The organism is Streptococcus sp. oral taxon 056 str. F0418 (genome assembly GCF_000220065.1).
Classification (GTDB): domain Bacteria; phylum Bacillota; class Bacilli; order Lactobacillales; family Streptococcaceae; genus Streptococcus.
In genome coordinates, this window is sequence record NZ_AFQU01000001.1 from 1,420,109 (window position 1) to 1,436,208 (window position 16,100).

Genomic DNA, 16,100 nt, shown 5'->3' on the forward strand with positions numbered 1-16,100 from the left:
TTCCATAAGGAGATAATCATGTCCATTACAGTTGCTGATATTAAGCGTGAAGTAAAAGAAAAAACGTAACCTTTATTCGTCTGATGTTCTCTGATATTTTGGGGACAATGAAAAATGTAGAGATTCCTGCAACAGATGAGCAATTAGAAAAAGTGTTGTCGAATAAAGCCATGTTTGATGGCTCTTCTATTGAGGGGTTTGTTCGGATTAACGAGTCTGATATGTACCTTTATCCTGATTTGGATACATGGACTGTTTTTCCATGGGGGGATGAAAACGGTAGTGTTGCAGGTTTGATTTGTGATGTCTATACAACAGAAGGGGTTCCATTTCAGGGAGATCCGCGCAGTAACTTAAAGCGTGCCCTTAAACACATGGAGGAGCTTGGTTTTCAATCCTTTAACTTAGGTCCTGAACCAGAATTTTTCCTCTTTAAATTGGATGAGAATGGAGATCCGACGCTAGAAGTGAATGATAAAGGTGGCTATTTTGATTTGGCGCCGACAGATTTAGCTGATAACACTCGTCGAGAGATTGTGAATGTTCTGACAACTATGGGATTTGAAGTAGAAGCTAGTCACCATGAAGTTGCGGTTGGACAACACGAGATTGATTTTAAATATGATGAAGTGTTACGTGCTTGTGATAAAATTCAGCTCTTTAAGTTGGTTGTGAAGACAATTGCTCGTAAGCATGGTTTGTATGCAACTTTTATGGCCAAGCCTAAGTTTGGGATTGCAGGATCAGGCATGCACTGTAATATGTCTCTCTTTAATCAAGATGGGACAAATGCCTTTTTTGATCCGGAAGATCCAAGGGGGATGCAATTATCTAAAACAGCTTACTATTTCTTGGGTGGTTTGATTGAACACGCGTATAACTATACAGCTATCATGAATCCGACGGTTAACTCTTATAAACGATTGGTTCCGGGTTATGAAGCTCCAGTTTATATCGCTTGGGCTGGTCAAAATCGCTCTCCTTTGGTGCGTGTTCCGGCTTCGCGAGGTATGGGAACGCGTTTGGAACTTCGTTCTGTAGATCCGATGGCCAATCCTTACATTGCGATGGCTGTTCTCTTAGAAGTTGGTCTTCATGGAATAGAAAACAAAATCGAAGCTCCAGCACCTGTTGAGGAAAACATCTATATCATGTCTGCAGAAGAGCGCAATGAAGCAGGTATTACAGACTTACCATCAACTCTGCACAATGCTATAAAAGCTCTGACAGAAGATGAAGTGGTTAAGGCGGCGCTTGGGAACCACATCTATACTAGCTTTGTTGAAGCAAAGAGAATTGAGTGGGCTAGCTATGCGACTTTTGTATCGCAATGGGAAATTGATAATTACCTAGATTTATACTAATTATTTAGCAGGGATGTTTGTATAGAAACCCTGCTTTTTTATAGAGAGGGAAAAAATGCTAGATTTTCAAGATTTTGTAAAACAAATTTTTAATGAGCAATATGAGAAGACATTTGGCTCAACTCTGCTAGAAAAACTTGAAGCGCGTGATTACTTCTTTAAAAGAGAAGAAAATGGGAACTTAATTGCCCTTCTACATGCTCAGCAAGTGCTGGAAAATATTCATATCAAGGCCTTAGTAGTGGAGCCCAACTATCAAAAGCAAGGTTTGGGAGCAAGCCTATTGGCTGAATTAGAAGAAAAAGCGATGGCAGAGGGAGTTAGTAGTATTACCTTATCCACTAAATCCTATCAAGCCAAAGATTTCTATCTCAAACAGGGCTATGAAATCTATGCAAGTCTAGAAGATGTTCCGCAAAAGGGGATTACCAAATATCATTTTATCAAGCGATTGAGCTGAGATTTTCTCAATTAGATGGAAGTCAATTTGGCTTCTGTTTTTAAACATTCATTTTGCATACATACTGAATGTATGTTAAAATAAAACTTAAGAAAAGGAGAACAAATGATTACTAGTTTATATACAGTTTTAATGAGTGAAGATGTCCATCAATCAGCACAATTCTTTATTGATTATTTCCAATTTCAGGAAACCTTCCGTTCAGATTGGTATATTAGTTTAAAGAATATCGAGAGTAATTTTGAGCTTGCTTTTATTGATAGCAAGCATGGGACAGTGCCACAAGCCTACCAGTCTAAGGCGAGTGGCCTAATCATCAATATCGAAGTTGACAATGTGGATTGTCTTTATGAAAAATTGCGTCAGCAAGAAGAAATGGAGTTCCTTCTTCCCATTAAGAGTGAAGATTTTGGTCAGCGCCATTTCATTGTGGAAGCGCCGGGTTCTGTTTTGGTTGATGTAATTCAAGTCATTTCACCTAACGCTGAGTTTGTGGCAAATTATTTGGAGAGTGAAGATGAATAAAAAACAGCAGGCTTCCTTAGAGACAAGCAAGAAAATATTAGCTATCGCTCGGCAACATTTTTCTTTAAAGGGTTATGCAGAAGCTTCCTTGGAAGATATTGTAGATGAGTTGGGAATGACAAGAGGCGCACTTTATCATCATTTCGGAAATAAAAAGGCTTTGTTTATTGCGGTATTGGCACAAATTCAATCCGAACTGGGATCTTATGTAGAAAAAAACGCCCTGGAAGCACACGATTCTTGGGAGCAGTTGGTGGAAGGCTGTGTTGCTTTTGTTCGTTTTGCTACTTTGACAGAAAATAAGCGCATTCTCTTGCTTGATGGACCTAATGTTGTTGAATGGAAAGAGTGGCGCAGTCAGGACGAGGCTAATTCTTTCTTTCATTTGAGAGAACAATTAGACATTTTATCTAATGAAGGGAAACTTATCTCTATTGATCTGGATATGGTGGCTCATATGATTTCAGGTGCCTTGAATGAGTTGTCTCTATTTCTGGCTGAGAAAGAGAAAAAAATAGAAGTCAGAGAAGCGGTGAGAAGTCTTTTAAGGGGATTTAAAAATCATGGCGAAGAAGGTTAAAGATTATTATGATTTGGTTTATGCGGAGGACTTGAGCCGTTGCTTGCAAGAAGTCACAGATAAATTTGATGCTCAGCATTTTATGTCTCTAGTTGAAAGCGACTTAGAGACTTTGGAATTTACTCAGCGTCAGGAGCTGCTGGCAAGGAGTATTAAAGAATGCTTGCCGCTTTCTTATGCTGATTCTCTTAAGGTTTTTGAGCAGATACTTGGTCCAGAGTTAGAGGGCGGCTTGGGGATGTTTTCAGAAGGGTACTGGTTGTGGCCGATTGGTAAATACGTGGAACTTTACGGAAGTCAGGAATTTGAGCTGAGTGCAGCCTTCAGCAAGGAATTAACCAAGCGATTTACTGGAGAATTTTCCATGCGGCCCTTGCTGGCTAATTTTCCTAAAGCTACAATGGATTTACTGCTGGCGTGGAGTAAAGATGAGAACATGCGTGTCCGCAGATTAGCCAGCGAGTGTATGCGGATTCGACTACCTTGGTCTAAGAAGCAAACTGTGGTCTTAGATTATTTTGATGAGTTTACCGCTATTTTAAGGAATTTAAAAGACGATAGGGATAAATCAATCCAAAAAAGTGTCGCTAATAATCTGAATGATTTATATAAAGAAGATCCTGAAAAATTTGAGAGTATCATCCAAGCTTGGCAGGAGGAAGAGCTGAGTTCGAGCTGCGCTTGGATTATCAAGCATGCTTCTAGGACAAAAAATAAAACAAAAAATAGCTTTGCCTATTGGCAAAGCTTATTTTAATTGTCTTCGTCTGGTGTCAAAATCATCGGAATAATAATTGGTTCGCGCTCGGTACTTTCGTAGAGGAAAGGACGTAAGGCGTTGACGATAGCACCGTTGACAGACTGGATATTGGCATCCTTATTTTTGAGGGCAATGCGGATGGCATTGAAAAGGAGACGCTGGCTTTGGCGAATCAAATCACCAGACTCACGCATATAGATGAAGCCGCGGCTGAGAATATCTGGTCCTGCTAGAATCATTTGTGATTCAAAGTCGACAGTAGCGACAGCTAATACGACACCATCCTCTGATAGATCTTTACGGTCACGTAAGACGGCAGCACCAATTTCGCCAATGCGGTTTCCGTCGACATAAATATCTTGAGCGTTGAAGCTACCAGCTATACGAGCTGAATCAGCTGTTAATGCTAAGACGTCACCATTGCTCATGATAAAGATATTATCCTTTGGAACTCCCGTATCAACAGCTAGACCGGCATGGAGTTTTTGCATGCGGTACTCACCGTGGACAGGCATGAAATATTTTGGTTTAATCAAGCGGAGCATCAGTTTTTGCTCTTGTTGACCACCGTGTCCGGAGGTGTGTATGTTGTTAATCTTACCGTGGATAACTTCTACACCAGCCTCAGAGATAATATTGATTAGTTTATTTACACTAGTAGTGTTACCAGGAATTGGGCTAGAGGAGAAGATGACAGTATCCCCAGGCTGTAGCTGAACCTGACGGTGAGTTCCATTAGCAATGCGAGACAAGGCTGCCATAGGTTCCCCTTGGCTTCCTGTACACATGATTAAAACTTCACTGGCAGGATAGTCCTTAATCTCATTGGGTTCGATAAAAGTATCTTTTGGCACTTTTATGTATCCAAGTTCAATCCCGTTGATAATGGCTTTCTCCATGGAGCGACCAAAAACAGCAATTTTACGTCCAGCTTTGACTGCGGCTTCTGCAGCTTGTTGGAGACGGAAGATATTAGAGGCAAAGGATGCAAAGATAATACGTCCGTGGATGCCTTCGATAATCTTCATGATGGACTGACCAACAACTTTTTCGGAATTTGTAAAGGTTGGAACTTCAGCGTTGGTAGAGTCGGATAGGAGGCAGAGTACGCCTTCTTCTCCTAGAGCTGCCATGCGGTGCAGGTCAGCAGGCTCACCAACGGGAGTAAAGTCAAACTTAAAGTCACCGGTACAGACAATCTTTCCTTGAGGTGTATGGATAACAATCCCCAAGGGCTCCGGAATAGAGTGAGTCGTCCTAAAGAAAGTCGCTTTTAAGTTTTTAAATGTTAACTCAGTGTTCTGATTGATTTCATAGAGTTTGGCATCACGTAGGAGGCCATGTTCTTCTAACTTGCCACGGATGAGCGCCAGTGCTAAAGGACCGGCATAGATAGGGACATTAGCTTGTTTTAGTAAGAAGGGAATACCGCCGATATGGTCTTCGTGACCGTGAGTAATCAACACACCTTTGACACGGTCAATATTTTCTACAATGTAGGAGTAGTCAGGGATAACGTAGTCGATCCCAAGTAGATCATCTTCTGGAAACTTAATACCAGCATCAACGATAATAATCTCGTCTTGATATTCGATTCCGTAGGTGTTTTTACCAATTTCCCCTAGACCACCAATAGCAAAAACGCCAACTTCATTTGGTTTCAAAGTATAGGACATGGTTTAAAACTCCGTTACTTCAAAGATGCCTGACTCTTTTTCATATTCTAAGTGTTTGTCAGACAAAAGTTCGATAAATTCGATGTTATAGCTTGTATTTTCTTCTACAAGTTTCCGAGCCTGGATGCGTCCTTCTAGTTCATTGCTAGCGTCAATATCTAAATAAAGAGAACGAGTGTTCTCACGACGTGGGCTACGGTCTTTTGTTTCTTGGTAAAAAACTTTGTAAATCATTACATTTCCTTTCATATTTTCATGATTAACCTGCAGAAAACAACAGCTGATTAGCTGTTTTCTTTTATTCAATTCTGAGTAGTAGATTAATCCTGATTCGTTACAATTATAATGATTATAACATAAAATAAGGGAATAGTAAAAGGTGGAGATAAGAAAATGTAAGAGTGATTTAGTCTGAAAGCATTCGGATTCCATATTCCTGAAATGCCTGTTCCGGATACTTTTAATCTTATGATAGATAGCCGTGCTTGCGGTACCAATCTACCACGTCAGCTAAGCTTTCTTCGAGAGGGCGATGCTGTCCGCCTAGCTCGCTCTCGGTTTTGGCAAAGCTAAAATTACTTTTGAGATATTCTTCGGCCATGAGATGAGCGAGCTCATTGGTAACCAAAATTGGTTTTTTGGTGAGCCGGTGGTAGAGCTCACTTGCTTGGGCATAGATTTTGACGAAAAGAGGGGAGATCTTGCGCTTGGGGGCGGGAACGCCAGTGATTTTTTCCAGTATTTGGTACAATTCTGTCATGGTCACTTGCCGTCCAACTGCCAGATAGCGCTCCTTTGAGCGTCCGTATTTCATGGCGCGTAGATGAATATCTGCTACATCTCTAGCATCCACCATATTATAGCTAGCCTTTAAGATACCTGGAAGTTTTTGCTCTACAAAATTGATAATCAGCTGCCCACTGGAGGTCGGACCAAGGTCTCTAGGACCCAACATTACACTCGGCAAGATAAAGCAACCGAAAACATCTGAATGCTTGTCCAAGAAATCACGAACGGCCTCTTCACTCAAAATCTTGCTGCGATAGTAATCAAAAGGAGTATCTTTTGAGCGAGACATGCTTTCATCGATTAGCTGATTGGCCTCACCTTCCAGTACGACACAGGAGGAAGTATGTACAAATTGGCGGATACCAGCCTCGTAAGCAGCTTCTAGGAGGTTATTTGTGCCTATAATATTAGTGTCGTAGAGCTCCTGCCAGTGCTTGCCGCCTTTATAATTATCGCGGAAAAAAGCAGCGGTATGAAAGAGGCTGTCGCAGCCTGCTAGATAGTCACGATAGCTTTCGGGCTCTAAAATATCCCCCTTGACAATCTGGATAGGCAGGTCGGCAAATTGTTTGCGCGCTTTTTCCTCGGAGCGAACGAGAGCGGTCACTTGAATGTTTTCTTTTAGCAGAGCACACACGAGATTATTTCCTAAAAGACCGGTCGCACCAGTCACAAAAGCGTGGGTCATTGTTCTAGCTGGTTTTTGATTTGTAGGGTTTGGGGTCATCCGTTTTTCCTCCTTTTGCAAATAGATGATATATCATCTATTTAAGATTTTATATTTTTTAACTAAAATTGTCAACAATTTACCTAATCTAGTGTAAAATAGTATAGAAGTGATTTTTGAAAGGAGAGCAGCGTGGTAGCAGAAGGAATTCGATTTGGCTATTTGTTTAGAAGTGCAGAGAGCTTAGCGACGAGAGAATATGGGAAGTTGCTAGAGCCTTTGGGAATTACGCCCAATCAAAGCGAGGTCTTGCTCGTTTTGGGCGAACATGCTCCGCTGTCTCTCAAGGGCTTGGGGGAATTCCTGATTTGTGAGGAAAAAAGCCCTAGTCGCTTGGTGCAGGCTTTGATTAAAAAAGGCTTGGTCAAGAAGGAAATTTCTAGCAAGGACAAGCGCAGTTCTCGCTTGAGCTTGACTGCTGCTGGAGCGGATTTGCTGCCCAAGATTGCTGAGCAAGAAGCGATTTTTGGAAAACACTTGGCGCAGCAAGTGCCTAATTTGGAGGCTTTTAGCCAGATTTTAGAGGAATTTTTGGTAGATAGTTTCTACGAAGACAAATTAAAACGCCGCTCACTTTGGCGGCAAGAGGAAAAATAGAGGATAAGCATGAAGATTGCAGCTTTTGATACGTCAAGTAAGGCGCTGACGCTCGCGATTTTAGAGGACGAGACCTTGCTGGCGCAGATGACTTTAAATATAAAGAAAAACCACAGCATTACCCTGATGCCGGCTATTGATTTTCTGATGAATAGTCTGGACATGAAGCCGACGGATTTGGATCGTATCGTAGTTGCTCAGGGTCCGGGCAGCTACACAGGTCTGCGAATGGCGGTGGCGACAGCCAAGACTCTGGCCCATACCCTCAAGATTGAGCTGGTTGGTGTGTCTAGTTTGCTGGCTTTAGTCCCAGAGCAGGCGGAAGGCTTGGTCATTCCTATCATGGATGCCCGCCGCAATAATGTTTATGCTGGCTTTTACCAGTCTGGTCAGGTTGTACGGCCGGAAGCTCACCTGCCTTTGGCAGAGGTTTTGGAAATAGCTGGCGCTACTAACCAGCCGGTCACCTTTGTCGGAGAAACGACAGCTTTTGTGGAGCAGATTGAAGCGGCTCTTCCTCAGGCTGCCATTCAGCCGACCTTACCAGACGCAGCAGCTATTGGTCGTCTCGGTTTAGACCTGCCAGCCCAGTCCATTCATGACTTTGTTCCTAACTATCTCAAGCGAGTAGAGGCTGAGGAAAACTGGCTCAAGACCCATCAGGAATCCAGTGATTCTTACATTCAGCGCCTATGATTGAGATGAGAAAATGGAGCGCCAGCTCGGATGTGGACGCGGCAGCTCTTGCAGAAAAGCTGGAAGAGCTCCTACTTGCAGTCTATGGAATTAGCCCCTGGGCGATGGGGCAAGTGGAAGAGGTTCTGCGTTCGGATGTGAACAGTTGTATGCTAGCAGAAGATGGGGAACAGCTTGTCGGCTTTTTAGTCTGGCAGGAGACAGACTTTGAAGCAGAAGTCCTGCAGATTGCTGTATTGCCTAGCTATCAGGGGCAGAAAATCGCGACAGCCTTGTTTGACTTTTTGCCAGCAGATAAAGAAATTTTCCTCGAAGTGAGGGTGTCCAACAAGCCAGCTCTGCTATTTTACAAAAAAGAAAAATTTGAAGAAATCGCGCGGCGGAAGGCCTACTACCATGCGCCGGTGGAAGATGCGATTGTCATGAAAAGAGAGATCCATGAAAGATAGATATATTTTAGCTTTTGAGACATCTTGCGACGAGACCAGTGTGGCGGTTCTGAAGAATGAGACGGAGCTTTTGAGCAATGTCATTGCCAGCCAGATTGAGAGTCACAAGCGTTTTGGCGGAGTGGTACCGGAAGTGGCCAGCCGTCACCATGTGGAGGTCATTACGGTTTGCATTGAGGAGGCCTTGGCAGAAGCAGGGATTAGCGAAGAGCAAGTCACAGCAGTGGCCGTTACCTACGGTCCTGGTCTGGTTGGGGCGCTTTTGGTTGGCTTAGCCGCGGCCAAGTCCTTTGCTTGGGCTCATAATATTCCCCTGATTCCAGTCAATCATATGGCCGGGCACCTGATGGCAGCCCAGAGTGTGGAGCCCTTGGAGTTTCCCTTGCTGGCTCTTTTGGTCAGCGGCGGTCATACTGAGCTGGTCTATGTCAGTCAGGCTGGTGATTATAAGATCGTAGGAGAAACCCGTGATGATGCGGTCGGTGAAGCCTATGATAAGGTCGGTCGCGTTATGGGGCTGACCTATCCAGCAGGCCGGGAAATCGATCAGCTGGCTCATGAGGGACAGGATATTTATGATTTTCCTCGGGCCATGATCAAGGAGGACAATCTGGAATTTTCTTTTTCCGGTCTTAAGTCGGCCTTTATCAACCTACATCACAATGCCCAGCAAAAGGGAGAGGTCTTGTCTAATCAAGACCTGTCAGCAAGCTTTCAGGCAGCGGTCATGGATATTCTCATGGCCAAGACTAAGAAAGCGCTGGAAAAATATCCAGTCAAGAATCTGGTCGTGGCGGGCGGTGTTGCTGCTAACCAAGGTTTAAGAGAACGCTTGGCAGCTGAGATCCAAGATGTTAAGGTGATTATTCCGCCTTTGCGTCTTTGTGGTGATAATGCTGGTATGATTGCCTATGCTAGCGTTAGCGAGTGGAATAAGGAAAACTTTGCTGGACTAGATCTGAATGCAAAACCTAGTCTAGCATTTGAAATGATGGAGTGAAGGAGAAGCATGGGAGGACAAACATTTAAGCAAGGAGCACAGGCTGCTATTCCTACTGCCTTAGGTTATGTCAGTATTGGTCTAGCTTGTGGGATTATGGCTGCACCTTATATGAACCCCTTTGAAATGGGTCTGATGAGCCTTTTGGTTTATGCCGGCAGTGCTCAGTTTGCCATGATTGGTTTATTTGCTCAAGGAGCTCCTATCTTGTCTATTACTCTGACAGTCTTTTTAATTAATTTACGTTTGCTTTTGTTGAGCTTACATGCTTCGACTATCTTTAGAGATTTTAGTATGGTGCAAAATATCGGCATGGGTAGTCTTTTAACAGATGAGACTTATGGTGTTTTGATGGGAGAGCGAGTACATAGCCAACAGATTTTACCTCAATGGATGCATGGAAATAACCTACTGAGTTATGTAGCGTGGTTTGTTGGTACAGTGCTTGGTACCGCCCTAGGTGGCCTCTTGCCAAATCCTGAAAACTTTGGATTGGACTTTGCTTTAGTTGCCATGTTTATTGGAATTTTTGCATCTCAGTTTGAGATTATGCTACGCCGAGTAAAAATCAATAAACTTTTTATAGTCTTGACTGTTGTAGGATGTTCCTATCTTTGTTTGACAATCTTGGTTCAAAATTCTTTGGCCGTTTTATGTGCAACTTTATTGGGCTGTACAGTGGGGGTGCTATTAGATGATAAGTAACTACATTTTGATGGCTATTATTTTTTCGGGTTTAGCGACTTGGTCGTCTAGGATTATTCCCTTTGTCTTAGTAAAATATCGTGGACTTCCGCCAGTTGTAGAACGTTTTTTGAAATATTTGCCGGTTTCTATTATCTTTGCTTTGATTTTATCGAGTGTGAGTAATGCTCAGATTGGTCAGTTTCCTAGCTTCAAGTGGCTGGACTTAGTAGTTGTTTTCCCGACGACTTATGTAGCATTTAAGTATAAAAATCTCATCCTAACGGTTATTTTTGGAGTTATTCTGATTGCCTTATTACGATTTGGAGTACAATTTTTATAAGATATCAATAAAATTCTTCTATCTTTCTAGAAGGATTTTTAATTTATAAGAATTGTCAGAAAATCTCATAAATGTGCTATAATGAAGATAGTAGATACTAGGAGGTGTATCATGGCAGAAGCAGGTCATAAATTTTTAGCAAAATTAGGAAAGAAACGCCTTCGTCCAGGTGGTAAGCTAGCTACTGATTGGCTGATTGAACAAGGGCAATTCTCTAGTGATAAGAAGGTACTGGAAGTAGCTTGTAACATGGGAACAACAACGATTGAGCTAGCTAAAAAATATGGCTGCCAGATTACAGCAGTGGATTTAGATACCAAGGCACTGGCGCAGGCGCACCTTGCAGCAGCAAAGGTAGGGGTAGAGGAGTTTGTGACTTTTGAAAAAGCCAATGCTATGAAACTTCCCTACGAAGATGATACTTTTGACATTGTTATTAATGAAGCCATGCTGACTATGCAGACAGAAAAAGGAAAAGCCAAGTGTATGGAGGAGTATTATCGTGTACTGAAGCCAGGCGGTGTTCTTTTGACTCATGATGTTATGCTCAAACAAAAAGATGAGGCTGTACGGGTAGAACTGTCTCGTGCGATTAATGTGAATGTCGGTCCTTTGACAGAAGGTTCTTGGATTCAACTCGCACGTTCTCATCGATTTGACCGAGTGGACACTTTTGTTGGGGAGATGACTTTAATGAGTGTGAGCGGAATGATTTACGATGAAGGTCTAGGTGGCACCTTGAAGATATGTTTTAATGCTCTAAAAAAGGATAATTATAGTCAATTCATGAAAATGTTTAAGATGTTTCAAAAAAATCAGGAAAAGCTGGGCTTTATTGCTATGGCTTCTTGGAAATAGAGAATTAACTTTCTGGACTAGATCTAGGAGGTTAATTTTTTGTTGGGATACTTGACATCTTTTATGAAACTTGTTATACTTTTTCCAAAATATTCAATGTTGATTATAGGTGTGAGATGATGACAAAATTATTAGTATTAGCTATCTTGGATATGAAAGCAATGTCGGGATATGATATTCAGCAAATGATGCAGACGACAGATGCTCAAAGATGGGGAGCTGTTCAAGTAGGCTCTATCTATCATGCTCTAAAGAAATTAGAGCATGAAGGATTTATTACTATTTCTAGTGTCGAGCAGACAGGTCATCGCCAAAAAGTGGTTTATCAGATAACAGATCAGGGGAGAGTTTATTTAAAAGAACTTATTCGTGAAGCTTTAGAAAGTCCAGTCCTTACTTATCCTTCGGCTTTATATGCTGGTTTGTCTTTTTATGAGCAATTATCAGATGATGAGGTGAGCTTAGCCCTGCAGGAGCAGGAAAATAAGTTAGATCGGGAAGAAATGATTATTTTACAGGGATGGGAACAAAAGCGAGAAGCGTTGAACAATCAAATATCGCCTATGGTACAACTAATTTTTGATCATATGTTGGCGATGGTTCGTGCCCAACGAGATTTTATCAAGCAGGCTCAAGACTATTTGCAAACTGAAGAGGAGTAGAGGGTTAGAAAACATTCTAACTCTTAAAAACTACTCTTATATTCAATATAGAATATACAACAAGGAATAAAAATGAATGATTATCAAAAAAGGATGCTGTTGTTTCAGAGTTTTAAGCAGTTAACTGAAATGATTGTTATCGGTGGTGGGGGGAAGCTAGCAGCGGTGGTTTGACAATACAATCTAAAAATTTATATATTGAAAGGAATCACTATGAAAAAACAAGAAAATTTAAATACCAATCGAAAAAAAGCTTTATTTGTTGTTGCTTTAGCCGTTTTTACAGACATGTTTATTCATGGTATGATTGTGCCAATCCTACCAATTTACGCAGCTTCTTTAGGGATTTCCCAGACAGCTTTGGGCTTTCTATTTGGAAGCTATGCTTTAGCCCTATTAATCACAACTCCTATTTTTGGAATGATTTCTGATAAGCTTGGCCGTAGAGGGCCGATGCTTTGGGGAATTCTTGGTTTGGCAGCTGCAACTCTACTCTTTGCTTTTGCAAATACTTTTTGGTTTTTGCTTTTAGCTCGTATTTTACAAGGCTGTGCTGCTGCAATCACATGGACAGCTGGTTTGGCTCTCTTGGCAGATTTTTATCCATCTGAAGAGAGAGGTCAAGCTATGGGAATTGCCTTATCAGGTCAAGCTATGGGGATTCTTGTTGGCCCAAGTCTGGGTGGCTGGCTCTACCAAATCGGTGGGTATATGTTTCCATTTTTTGTAGCAGCAGGTATGGCTGTTTTAGATGGTTTGCTGCGTCTTCTTTTATTGAAAGAAGAGCCGCATAGAGGGAAACAAACAGAACAACAGCCATTTGAGCTGTTAAGAAATCAGCAGTTTCTATTGATAGTCGGCGCTGTCATGATTGGTGCTGCGGTTCCAAGTGCCCTGCAGCCGACTTTACCCGCTAGATTTGAAGCGGTATTTCAGGCTACACCACTTGTTATAGGATTACTTTTTGCTGTGCCTACGATTGCTTATGCAGTCATTGCTCCTCTGATTGGGAGACTCTCTACAAAATTAGGTCATGCAAGGATGACTGTTCTAGGTTTCATTATCACTGCGCTAGCTATGGCATTTGTCACTCTTCCTAGTAATATCTATTTAGAAATAGCCGCTTTGAGTCTGATTGGCATCGGTATGGGAATGATTCTTGCACCGAGTCTGCCTCGTATGGCTGATTTAGCTCAGGAAAAAGAAAATGCAAGCTATGGTTTCACATTTGCGATTTATAATACAGCTTATTCTGTCGGCATGATGATGGGCCCTGTATTGAGTGGTCTTTTATCTGAAAACTTTGGTCTACAATGGGCTTATGTTATTTTGGCAGGTGCTATCGTTCTTTATATGATAGTTTTTGCAAGTCGCTTAAATCATTAAAAAGGAGGTTTCGTTTTGAAAGAATATAAAAAACTTCAGCAGCTATTGCTGTCTATAGATGGGCAAAGCTACTCAGGTTATAAAAGAATAAAAGGTTTTTATCAGTTTCCTGATTATATTTTAGCGATTGATCATGTTCAGGTAGATCCTTACGCTCCACCATCAAAGATGAGAATTCTTATACAGCGTGAAACAGTGGACATTCCCAAAGAGTACATCAATCAAAAGAATAAGAGAATTGCTGTTTCGGATTTTTTAACACGAAACTTTTATAAACAAAGCCAAAAATTTAATCATTCAGTAAAAGGGACAGGTACCAGCGGTCTCATTATGATTGACCGCTGTGGCCAAGAAATGTTGGAGCGAACAGCTGTTTTAATAAAAGATAATCAGATTGAAGTTCGTTTTGAAGTTGGTCTACCGGCTGCTGGGAGACGCATTTTAGGAAAAGCGGCAAATCGAATTTTTCAAGATATTCTTCCAGAAATCATTAAGCAAGCTCTTTTCTATCGTCATCTAAATCAGACAGCTTTACGAACTCAGATTGATCTTATTTTGGATCAAAAATATCTCAGAGAAGAATTACCTAAACAAAATTCAGTCGCGTTTATAGCAAATGGATCAATTTTACCAAGAGAAAGCGGAATTTCAGATAAGCCTTTGATAGGAGCCAAACCTTTTCAAAGTCCGGCCAATCTGGAAATAGAATTTCATTTACCAAGCGGAAAAACTGTGACTGGAATGGGCATAAAAAAGGAATTACCTTGCTCGTGGGTGGTGGTTTTCACGGAAAGTCGACAGTTTTGCAGGCACTTGAACGTGGTGTTTATAACCATATTCCCAATGATGGTCGTGAATTTGTACTAACGGTTTCTGATGCAGTAAAAATTCGTGCAGAAGATGGCCGCTCTATTCAAAAGGTAGATATCAGTCCCTTTATTAATCATTTGCCTGGTAATAAAGATACAAAACAATTTTCAACCATGAATGCCAGCGGCAGTACTTCGCAGGCTGCGAATGTTGTGGAAGCATTGGAAGCTAGGGCATCTTTGCTTCTCATTGATGAAGATACATCGGCTACGAATTTTATGATTCGTGATAGAAGGATGCAGCAGCTGATTGTCAAAGAAAAAGAACCAATCACACCTTTTGTTGATAGAGTACAATCCCTCTATAAAGATTTAGGAGTATCAACTATTTTAATTATTGGCGGCTCAGGCGATTATTTTGAAAATGCTGACAGAGTTATTATGATGGATGAATACCTACCTAAAGATGTCACGGCTAAGGCAAAAAATATTGCAGCAGCTGATTCTTATAATCGGGAAGATTCTGTGGAACCCTTTGAAATCCTTAGTAGGCGGGTTCCTCTTAGTTCTAGTTTCCCTTTATCTGGTAAGGAAGATCGTCTAAGAGCCAAGGGAAGATTGCATCTTCTTTATGGCTGGGAAACGATTGATTTATCTGGGTTGGAGCAGTTAGTCGATGACAGTCAAACGAATGCTCTTGCTGTTATGTTAGCCTATTTTAAAAATCATTTTTTAAATGACCATTCTTCTTTATCAGAAGCGATTGAACAACTTTATCAACACATTGAAAATTTTGGATTAGATGCTGTCTCACCTTATACTGGACATCCTGGCAACTTAGCTTTGCCAAGAAAACAGGAATTTTATGCTATGATTAATCGTTATCGAGGTTTGAAAATAAAGTAACATGTAGAAAAATTTTTTAAAATTTGCCCTTCCCTGAGGTCATAGTATATACTAGTTAGGCAAGGAGGCAATTACATGTACCATATCAAAAAAGCTGCCCAGCTTTCGGGTGTCTCTGTCAAAACCCTACATCATTACGATAAAATCGGGCTTTTAGTACCCGCCAAATCAGAAAATGGCTACCGAACCTATAGTCAAGCTGATTTAGAGCGCCTACAAGTCATCCTTTACTATAAGTACTTGGGCTTTTCCTTGGAGAAAATAGCAGAGCTGCTGAGTCAGGATGAACAGGCTTTATTGCCGCATCTGGTTAGGCAGTTAGAGTATCTGCAGCAGGAAAGAGATCGCTTGGATACCTTGATTTCCACCTTACAAAAAACCATCCAAGACGAAAAGGGAGAAAGAAAGATGACAATGAAAGAAAAATTCGCAGGTTTTACCTACGAAGACAATCACAAATACCATCAAGATGCTGTCGAAGAATACGGTCGAGAAGTCATGTCAGAAGCATTGGCTCGTCAAAATGGACGGGAAGAAGAATCTGCCGCAGCTTTCAATCAAGTTTTTCAAAGTCTAGCAGAGAACATGCAACAAGGCTTGCCGATTGAAGCAGCAGAAAATCAGGAGCAGGCAGCGCGTCTCTTACAAGCCATTCGCACTTACGGCTTTGATTGCTCATTACAAGTCTTTGCCCACATCGGTCAAGGATATGTCTATAACCCAGAGTTTAAGGAAAACATCGACAAATTTGGAGTTGGCACAGCTCAGTACACATCAGATGTGATTGCAGCTTATGTACGAAGGAATGTAGAATAAAAACTGGCGAGGA

General features: G+C 41.5%; 18 protein-coding genes and 2 pseudogenes. 17 read left to right on the top strand and 3 right to left on the bottom strand.

The genetic code is table 11. The annotated features are described in order from the left end of the window. The first annotated feature begins 18 nt into the window (after positions 1-18). From glnA to HMPREF9182_RS07175, 5 genes and pseudogenes are all read left to right on the top strand, one after another. Positions 19-1,364: pseudogene (gene glnA / locus HMPREF9182_RS07155) on the top strand (type I glutamate--ammonia ligase). Between the two features lie 55 nt (positions 1,365-1,419). After that, the gene (locus tag HMPREF9182_RS07160) at positions 1,420-1,824 is read left to right on the top strand and encodes a GNAT family N-acetyltransferase (protein ID WP_009755015.1); all 405 of its coding nucleotides are present in this window, start codon (positions 1,420-1,422) and stop codon (positions 1,822-1,824) included. 105 nt (positions 1,825-1,929) lie between these two features. Continuing rightward, on the top strand, positions 1,930-2,349 hold the full coding sequence (locus HMPREF9182_RS07165; RefSeq protein ID WP_009443644.1) for a VOC family protein: 420 nt from the start codon (positions 1,930-1,932) through the stop codon (positions 2,347-2,349). After that, positions 2,342-2,929 carry a TetR/AcrR family transcriptional regulator gene (locus HMPREF9182_RS07170; RefSeq protein ID WP_009754684.1) on the top strand — a complete coding sequence of 196 codons (588 nt, stop codon included), beginning with the start codon at positions 2,342-2,344 and terminating at the stop codon, positions 2,927-2,929. The genes HMPREF9182_RS07165 and HMPREF9182_RS07170 overlap by 8 nt, the downstream gene beginning before the upstream one ends. Continuing rightward, entirely contained in the window at positions 2,913-3,686 is a 774-nt protein-coding gene (locus HMPREF9182_RS07175) for a DNA alkylation repair protein (protein ID WP_009755060.1), read from the top strand. Before HMPREF9182_RS07170 ends, HMPREF9182_RS07175 begins: the two co-directional genes overlap by 17 nt. On the opposite strand, the gene rnjA is transcribed toward HMPREF9182_RS07175, so the two are convergent. The 3 genes from rnjA to HMPREF9182_RS07190 all read right to left on the bottom strand — a co-directional run bounded on the left by rnjA (position 3,683) and on the right by HMPREF9182_RS07190 (position 6,881). Further along, entirely contained in the window at positions 3,683-5,365 is a 1,683-nt protein-coding gene (gene rnjA, locus HMPREF9182_RS07180) for a ribonuclease J1 (RefSeq protein WP_009443721.1), read from the bottom strand. The genes HMPREF9182_RS07175 and rnjA overlap by 4 nt on opposite strands. 3 nt (positions 5,366-5,368) lie before the next feature. Further along, on the bottom strand, positions 5,369-5,599 hold the full coding sequence (locus HMPREF9182_RS07185) for a DNA-dependent RNA polymerase subunit epsilon (RefSeq protein WP_009443793.1): 231 nt from the start codon (positions 5,597-5,599) through the stop codon (positions 5,369-5,371). A gap of 232 nt (positions 5,600-5,831) precedes the next feature. Beyond that, positions 5,832-6,881, bottom strand: a complete 1,050-nt coding sequence (locus tag HMPREF9182_RS07190; RefSeq protein ID WP_009754331.1) for an SDR family oxidoreductase — start codon at positions 6,879-6,881, stop codon at positions 5,832-5,834. A 132-nt stretch (positions 6,882-7,013) separates the two neighbouring features. Between HMPREF9182_RS07190 and HMPREF9182_RS07195 the strand changes: the two genes are divergently transcribed. The 12 genes and pseudogenes from HMPREF9182_RS07195 to HMPREF9182_RS07245 all read left to right on the top strand — a co-directional run bounded on the left by HMPREF9182_RS07195 (position 7,014) and on the right by HMPREF9182_RS07245 (position 16,087). Continuing rightward, positions 7,014-7,478 (top strand): MarR family winged helix-turn-helix transcriptional regulator, encoded by a 465-nt coding sequence (locus HMPREF9182_RS07195; protein WP_009443070.1) that lies wholly within the window; start codon positions 7,014-7,016, stop codon positions 7,476-7,478. Positions 7,479-7,487: 9 nt separating this feature from the next. Beyond that, entirely contained in the window at positions 7,488-8,174 is a 687-nt protein-coding gene (gene tsaB, locus HMPREF9182_RS07200) for a tRNA (adenosine(37)-N6)-threonylcarbamoyltransferase complex dimerization subunit type 1 TsaB (protein WP_009754578.1), read from the top strand. Further along, positions 8,171-8,623, top strand: coding sequence for a ribosomal protein S18-alanine N-acetyltransferase (gene rimI, locus HMPREF9182_RS07205; protein ID WP_009443378.1), 453 nt, complete (start codon positions 8,171-8,173; stop codon positions 8,621-8,623). Before tsaB ends, rimI begins: the two co-directional genes overlap by 4 nt. After that, entirely contained in the window at positions 8,613-9,623 is a 1,011-nt protein-coding gene (tsaD, locus tag HMPREF9182_RS07210; RefSeq protein WP_009443750.1) for a tRNA (adenosine(37)-N6)-threonylcarbamoyltransferase complex transferase subunit TsaD, read from the top strand. Before rimI ends, tsaD begins: the two co-directional genes overlap by 11 nt. Before the next feature lie 9 nt (positions 9,624-9,632). After that, positions 9,633-10,328, top strand: a complete 696-nt coding sequence (locus HMPREF9182_RS07215; RefSeq protein WP_009755116.1) for an AzlC family ABC transporter permease — start codon at positions 9,633-9,635, stop codon at positions 10,326-10,328. Continuing rightward, entirely contained in the window at positions 10,318-10,650 is a 333-nt protein-coding gene (locus HMPREF9182_RS07220) for an AzlD domain-containing protein (RefSeq protein WP_009443692.1), read from the top strand. Before HMPREF9182_RS07215 ends, HMPREF9182_RS07220 begins: the two co-directional genes overlap by 11 nt. Before the next feature lie 111 nt (positions 10,651-10,761). Continuing rightward, positions 10,762-11,508, top strand: a complete 747-nt coding sequence (locus HMPREF9182_RS07225; protein ID WP_009754691.1) for a class I SAM-dependent methyltransferase — start codon at positions 10,762-10,764, stop codon at positions 11,506-11,508. Between the two features lie 119 nt (positions 11,509-11,627). After that, complete coding sequence (locus HMPREF9182_RS07230) at positions 11,628-12,170, top strand: PadR family transcriptional regulator (RefSeq protein ID WP_009443683.1); 543 nt, start codon at positions 11,628-11,630, stop codon at positions 12,168-12,170. Positions 12,171-12,383: 213 nt separating this feature from the next. Beyond that, positions 12,384-13,556, top strand: a complete 1,173-nt coding sequence (locus tag HMPREF9182_RS07235; protein WP_009754792.1) for an MFS transporter — start codon at positions 12,384-12,386, stop codon at positions 13,554-13,556. Between the two features lie 45 nt (positions 13,557-13,601). Then, positions 13,602-14,830, top strand: a pseudogene (locus HMPREF9182_RS07240) (P-loop domain-containing protein); the annotation flags it as partial. Then, the gene (locus tag HMPREF9182_RS11075; RefSeq protein ID WP_369665119.1) at positions 14,810-15,271 is read left to right on the top strand and encodes a hypothetical protein; all 462 of its coding nucleotides are present in this window, start codon (positions 14,810-14,812) and stop codon (positions 15,269-15,271) included. The pseudogene HMPREF9182_RS07240 and the gene HMPREF9182_RS11075, both read left to right, overlap by 21 nt. 75 nt (positions 15,272-15,346) lie before the next feature. Beyond that, complete coding sequence (locus HMPREF9182_RS07245; RefSeq protein ID WP_009754283.1) at positions 15,347-16,087, top strand: MerR family transcriptional regulator; 741 nt, start codon at positions 15,347-15,349, stop codon at positions 16,085-16,087. Positions 16,088-16,100 lie beyond the last annotated feature (13 nt).

Coding starts and splice junctions, on each gene's coding strand:
- HMPREF9182_RS07160 (WP_009755015.1), top strand. CDS start 1,420: ATGCTAGATTTTCAAGATTTTGTAAAACAAATTTTTAATGAGCAATAT.
- HMPREF9182_RS07165 (WP_009443644.1), top strand. CDS start 1,930: ATGATTACTAGTTTATATACAGTTTTAATGAGTGAAGATGTCCATCAA.
- HMPREF9182_RS07170 (WP_009754684.1), top strand. CDS start 2,342: ATGAATAAAAAACAGCAGGCTTCCTTAGAGACAAGCAAGAAAATATTA.
- HMPREF9182_RS07175 (WP_009755060.1), top strand. CDS start 2,913: ATGGCGAAGAAGGTTAAAGATTATTATGATTTGGTTTATGCGGAGGAC.
- rnjA (WP_009443721.1), bottom strand. CDS start 5,365: ATGTCCTATACTTTGAAACCAAATGAAGTTGGCGTTTTTGCTATTGGT.
- HMPREF9182_RS07185 (WP_009443793.1), bottom strand. CDS start 5,599: ATGATTTACAAAGTTTTTTACCAAGAAACAAAAGACCGTAGCCCACGT.
- HMPREF9182_RS07190 (WP_009754331.1), bottom strand. CDS start 6,881: ATGACCCCAAACCCTACAAATCAAAAACCAGCTAGAACAATGACCCAC.
- tsaB (WP_009754578.1), top strand. CDS start 7,488: ATGAAGATTGCAGCTTTTGATACGTCAAGTAAGGCGCTGACGCTCGCG.
- rimI (WP_009443378.1), top strand. CDS start 8,171: ATGATTGAGATGAGAAAATGGAGCGCCAGCTCGGATGTGGACGCGGCA.
- tsaD (WP_009443750.1), top strand. CDS start 8,613: ATGAAAGATAGATATATTTTAGCTTTTGAGACATCTTGCGACGAGACC.
- HMPREF9182_RS07215 (WP_009755116.1), top strand. CDS start 9,633: ATGGGAGGACAAACATTTAAGCAAGGAGCACAGGCTGCTATTCCTACT.
- HMPREF9182_RS07220 (WP_009443692.1), top strand. CDS start 10,318: ATGATAAGTAACTACATTTTGATGGCTATTATTTTTTCGGGTTTAGCG.
- HMPREF9182_RS07225 (WP_009754691.1), top strand. CDS start 10,762: ATGGCAGAAGCAGGTCATAAATTTTTAGCAAAATTAGGAAAGAAACGC.
- HMPREF9182_RS07230 (WP_009443683.1), top strand. CDS start 11,628: ATGACAAAATTATTAGTATTAGCTATCTTGGATATGAAAGCAATGTCG.
- HMPREF9182_RS07235 (WP_009754792.1), top strand. CDS start 12,384: ATGAAAAAACAAGAAAATTTAAATACCAATCGAAAAAAAGCTTTATTT.
- HMPREF9182_RS11075 (WP_369665119.1), top strand. CDS start 14,810: ATGGATGAATACCTACCTAAAGATGTCACGGCTAAGGCAAAAAATATT.
- HMPREF9182_RS07245 (WP_009754283.1), top strand. CDS start 15,347: ATGTACCATATCAAAAAAGCTGCCCAGCTTTCGGGTGTCTCTGTCAAA.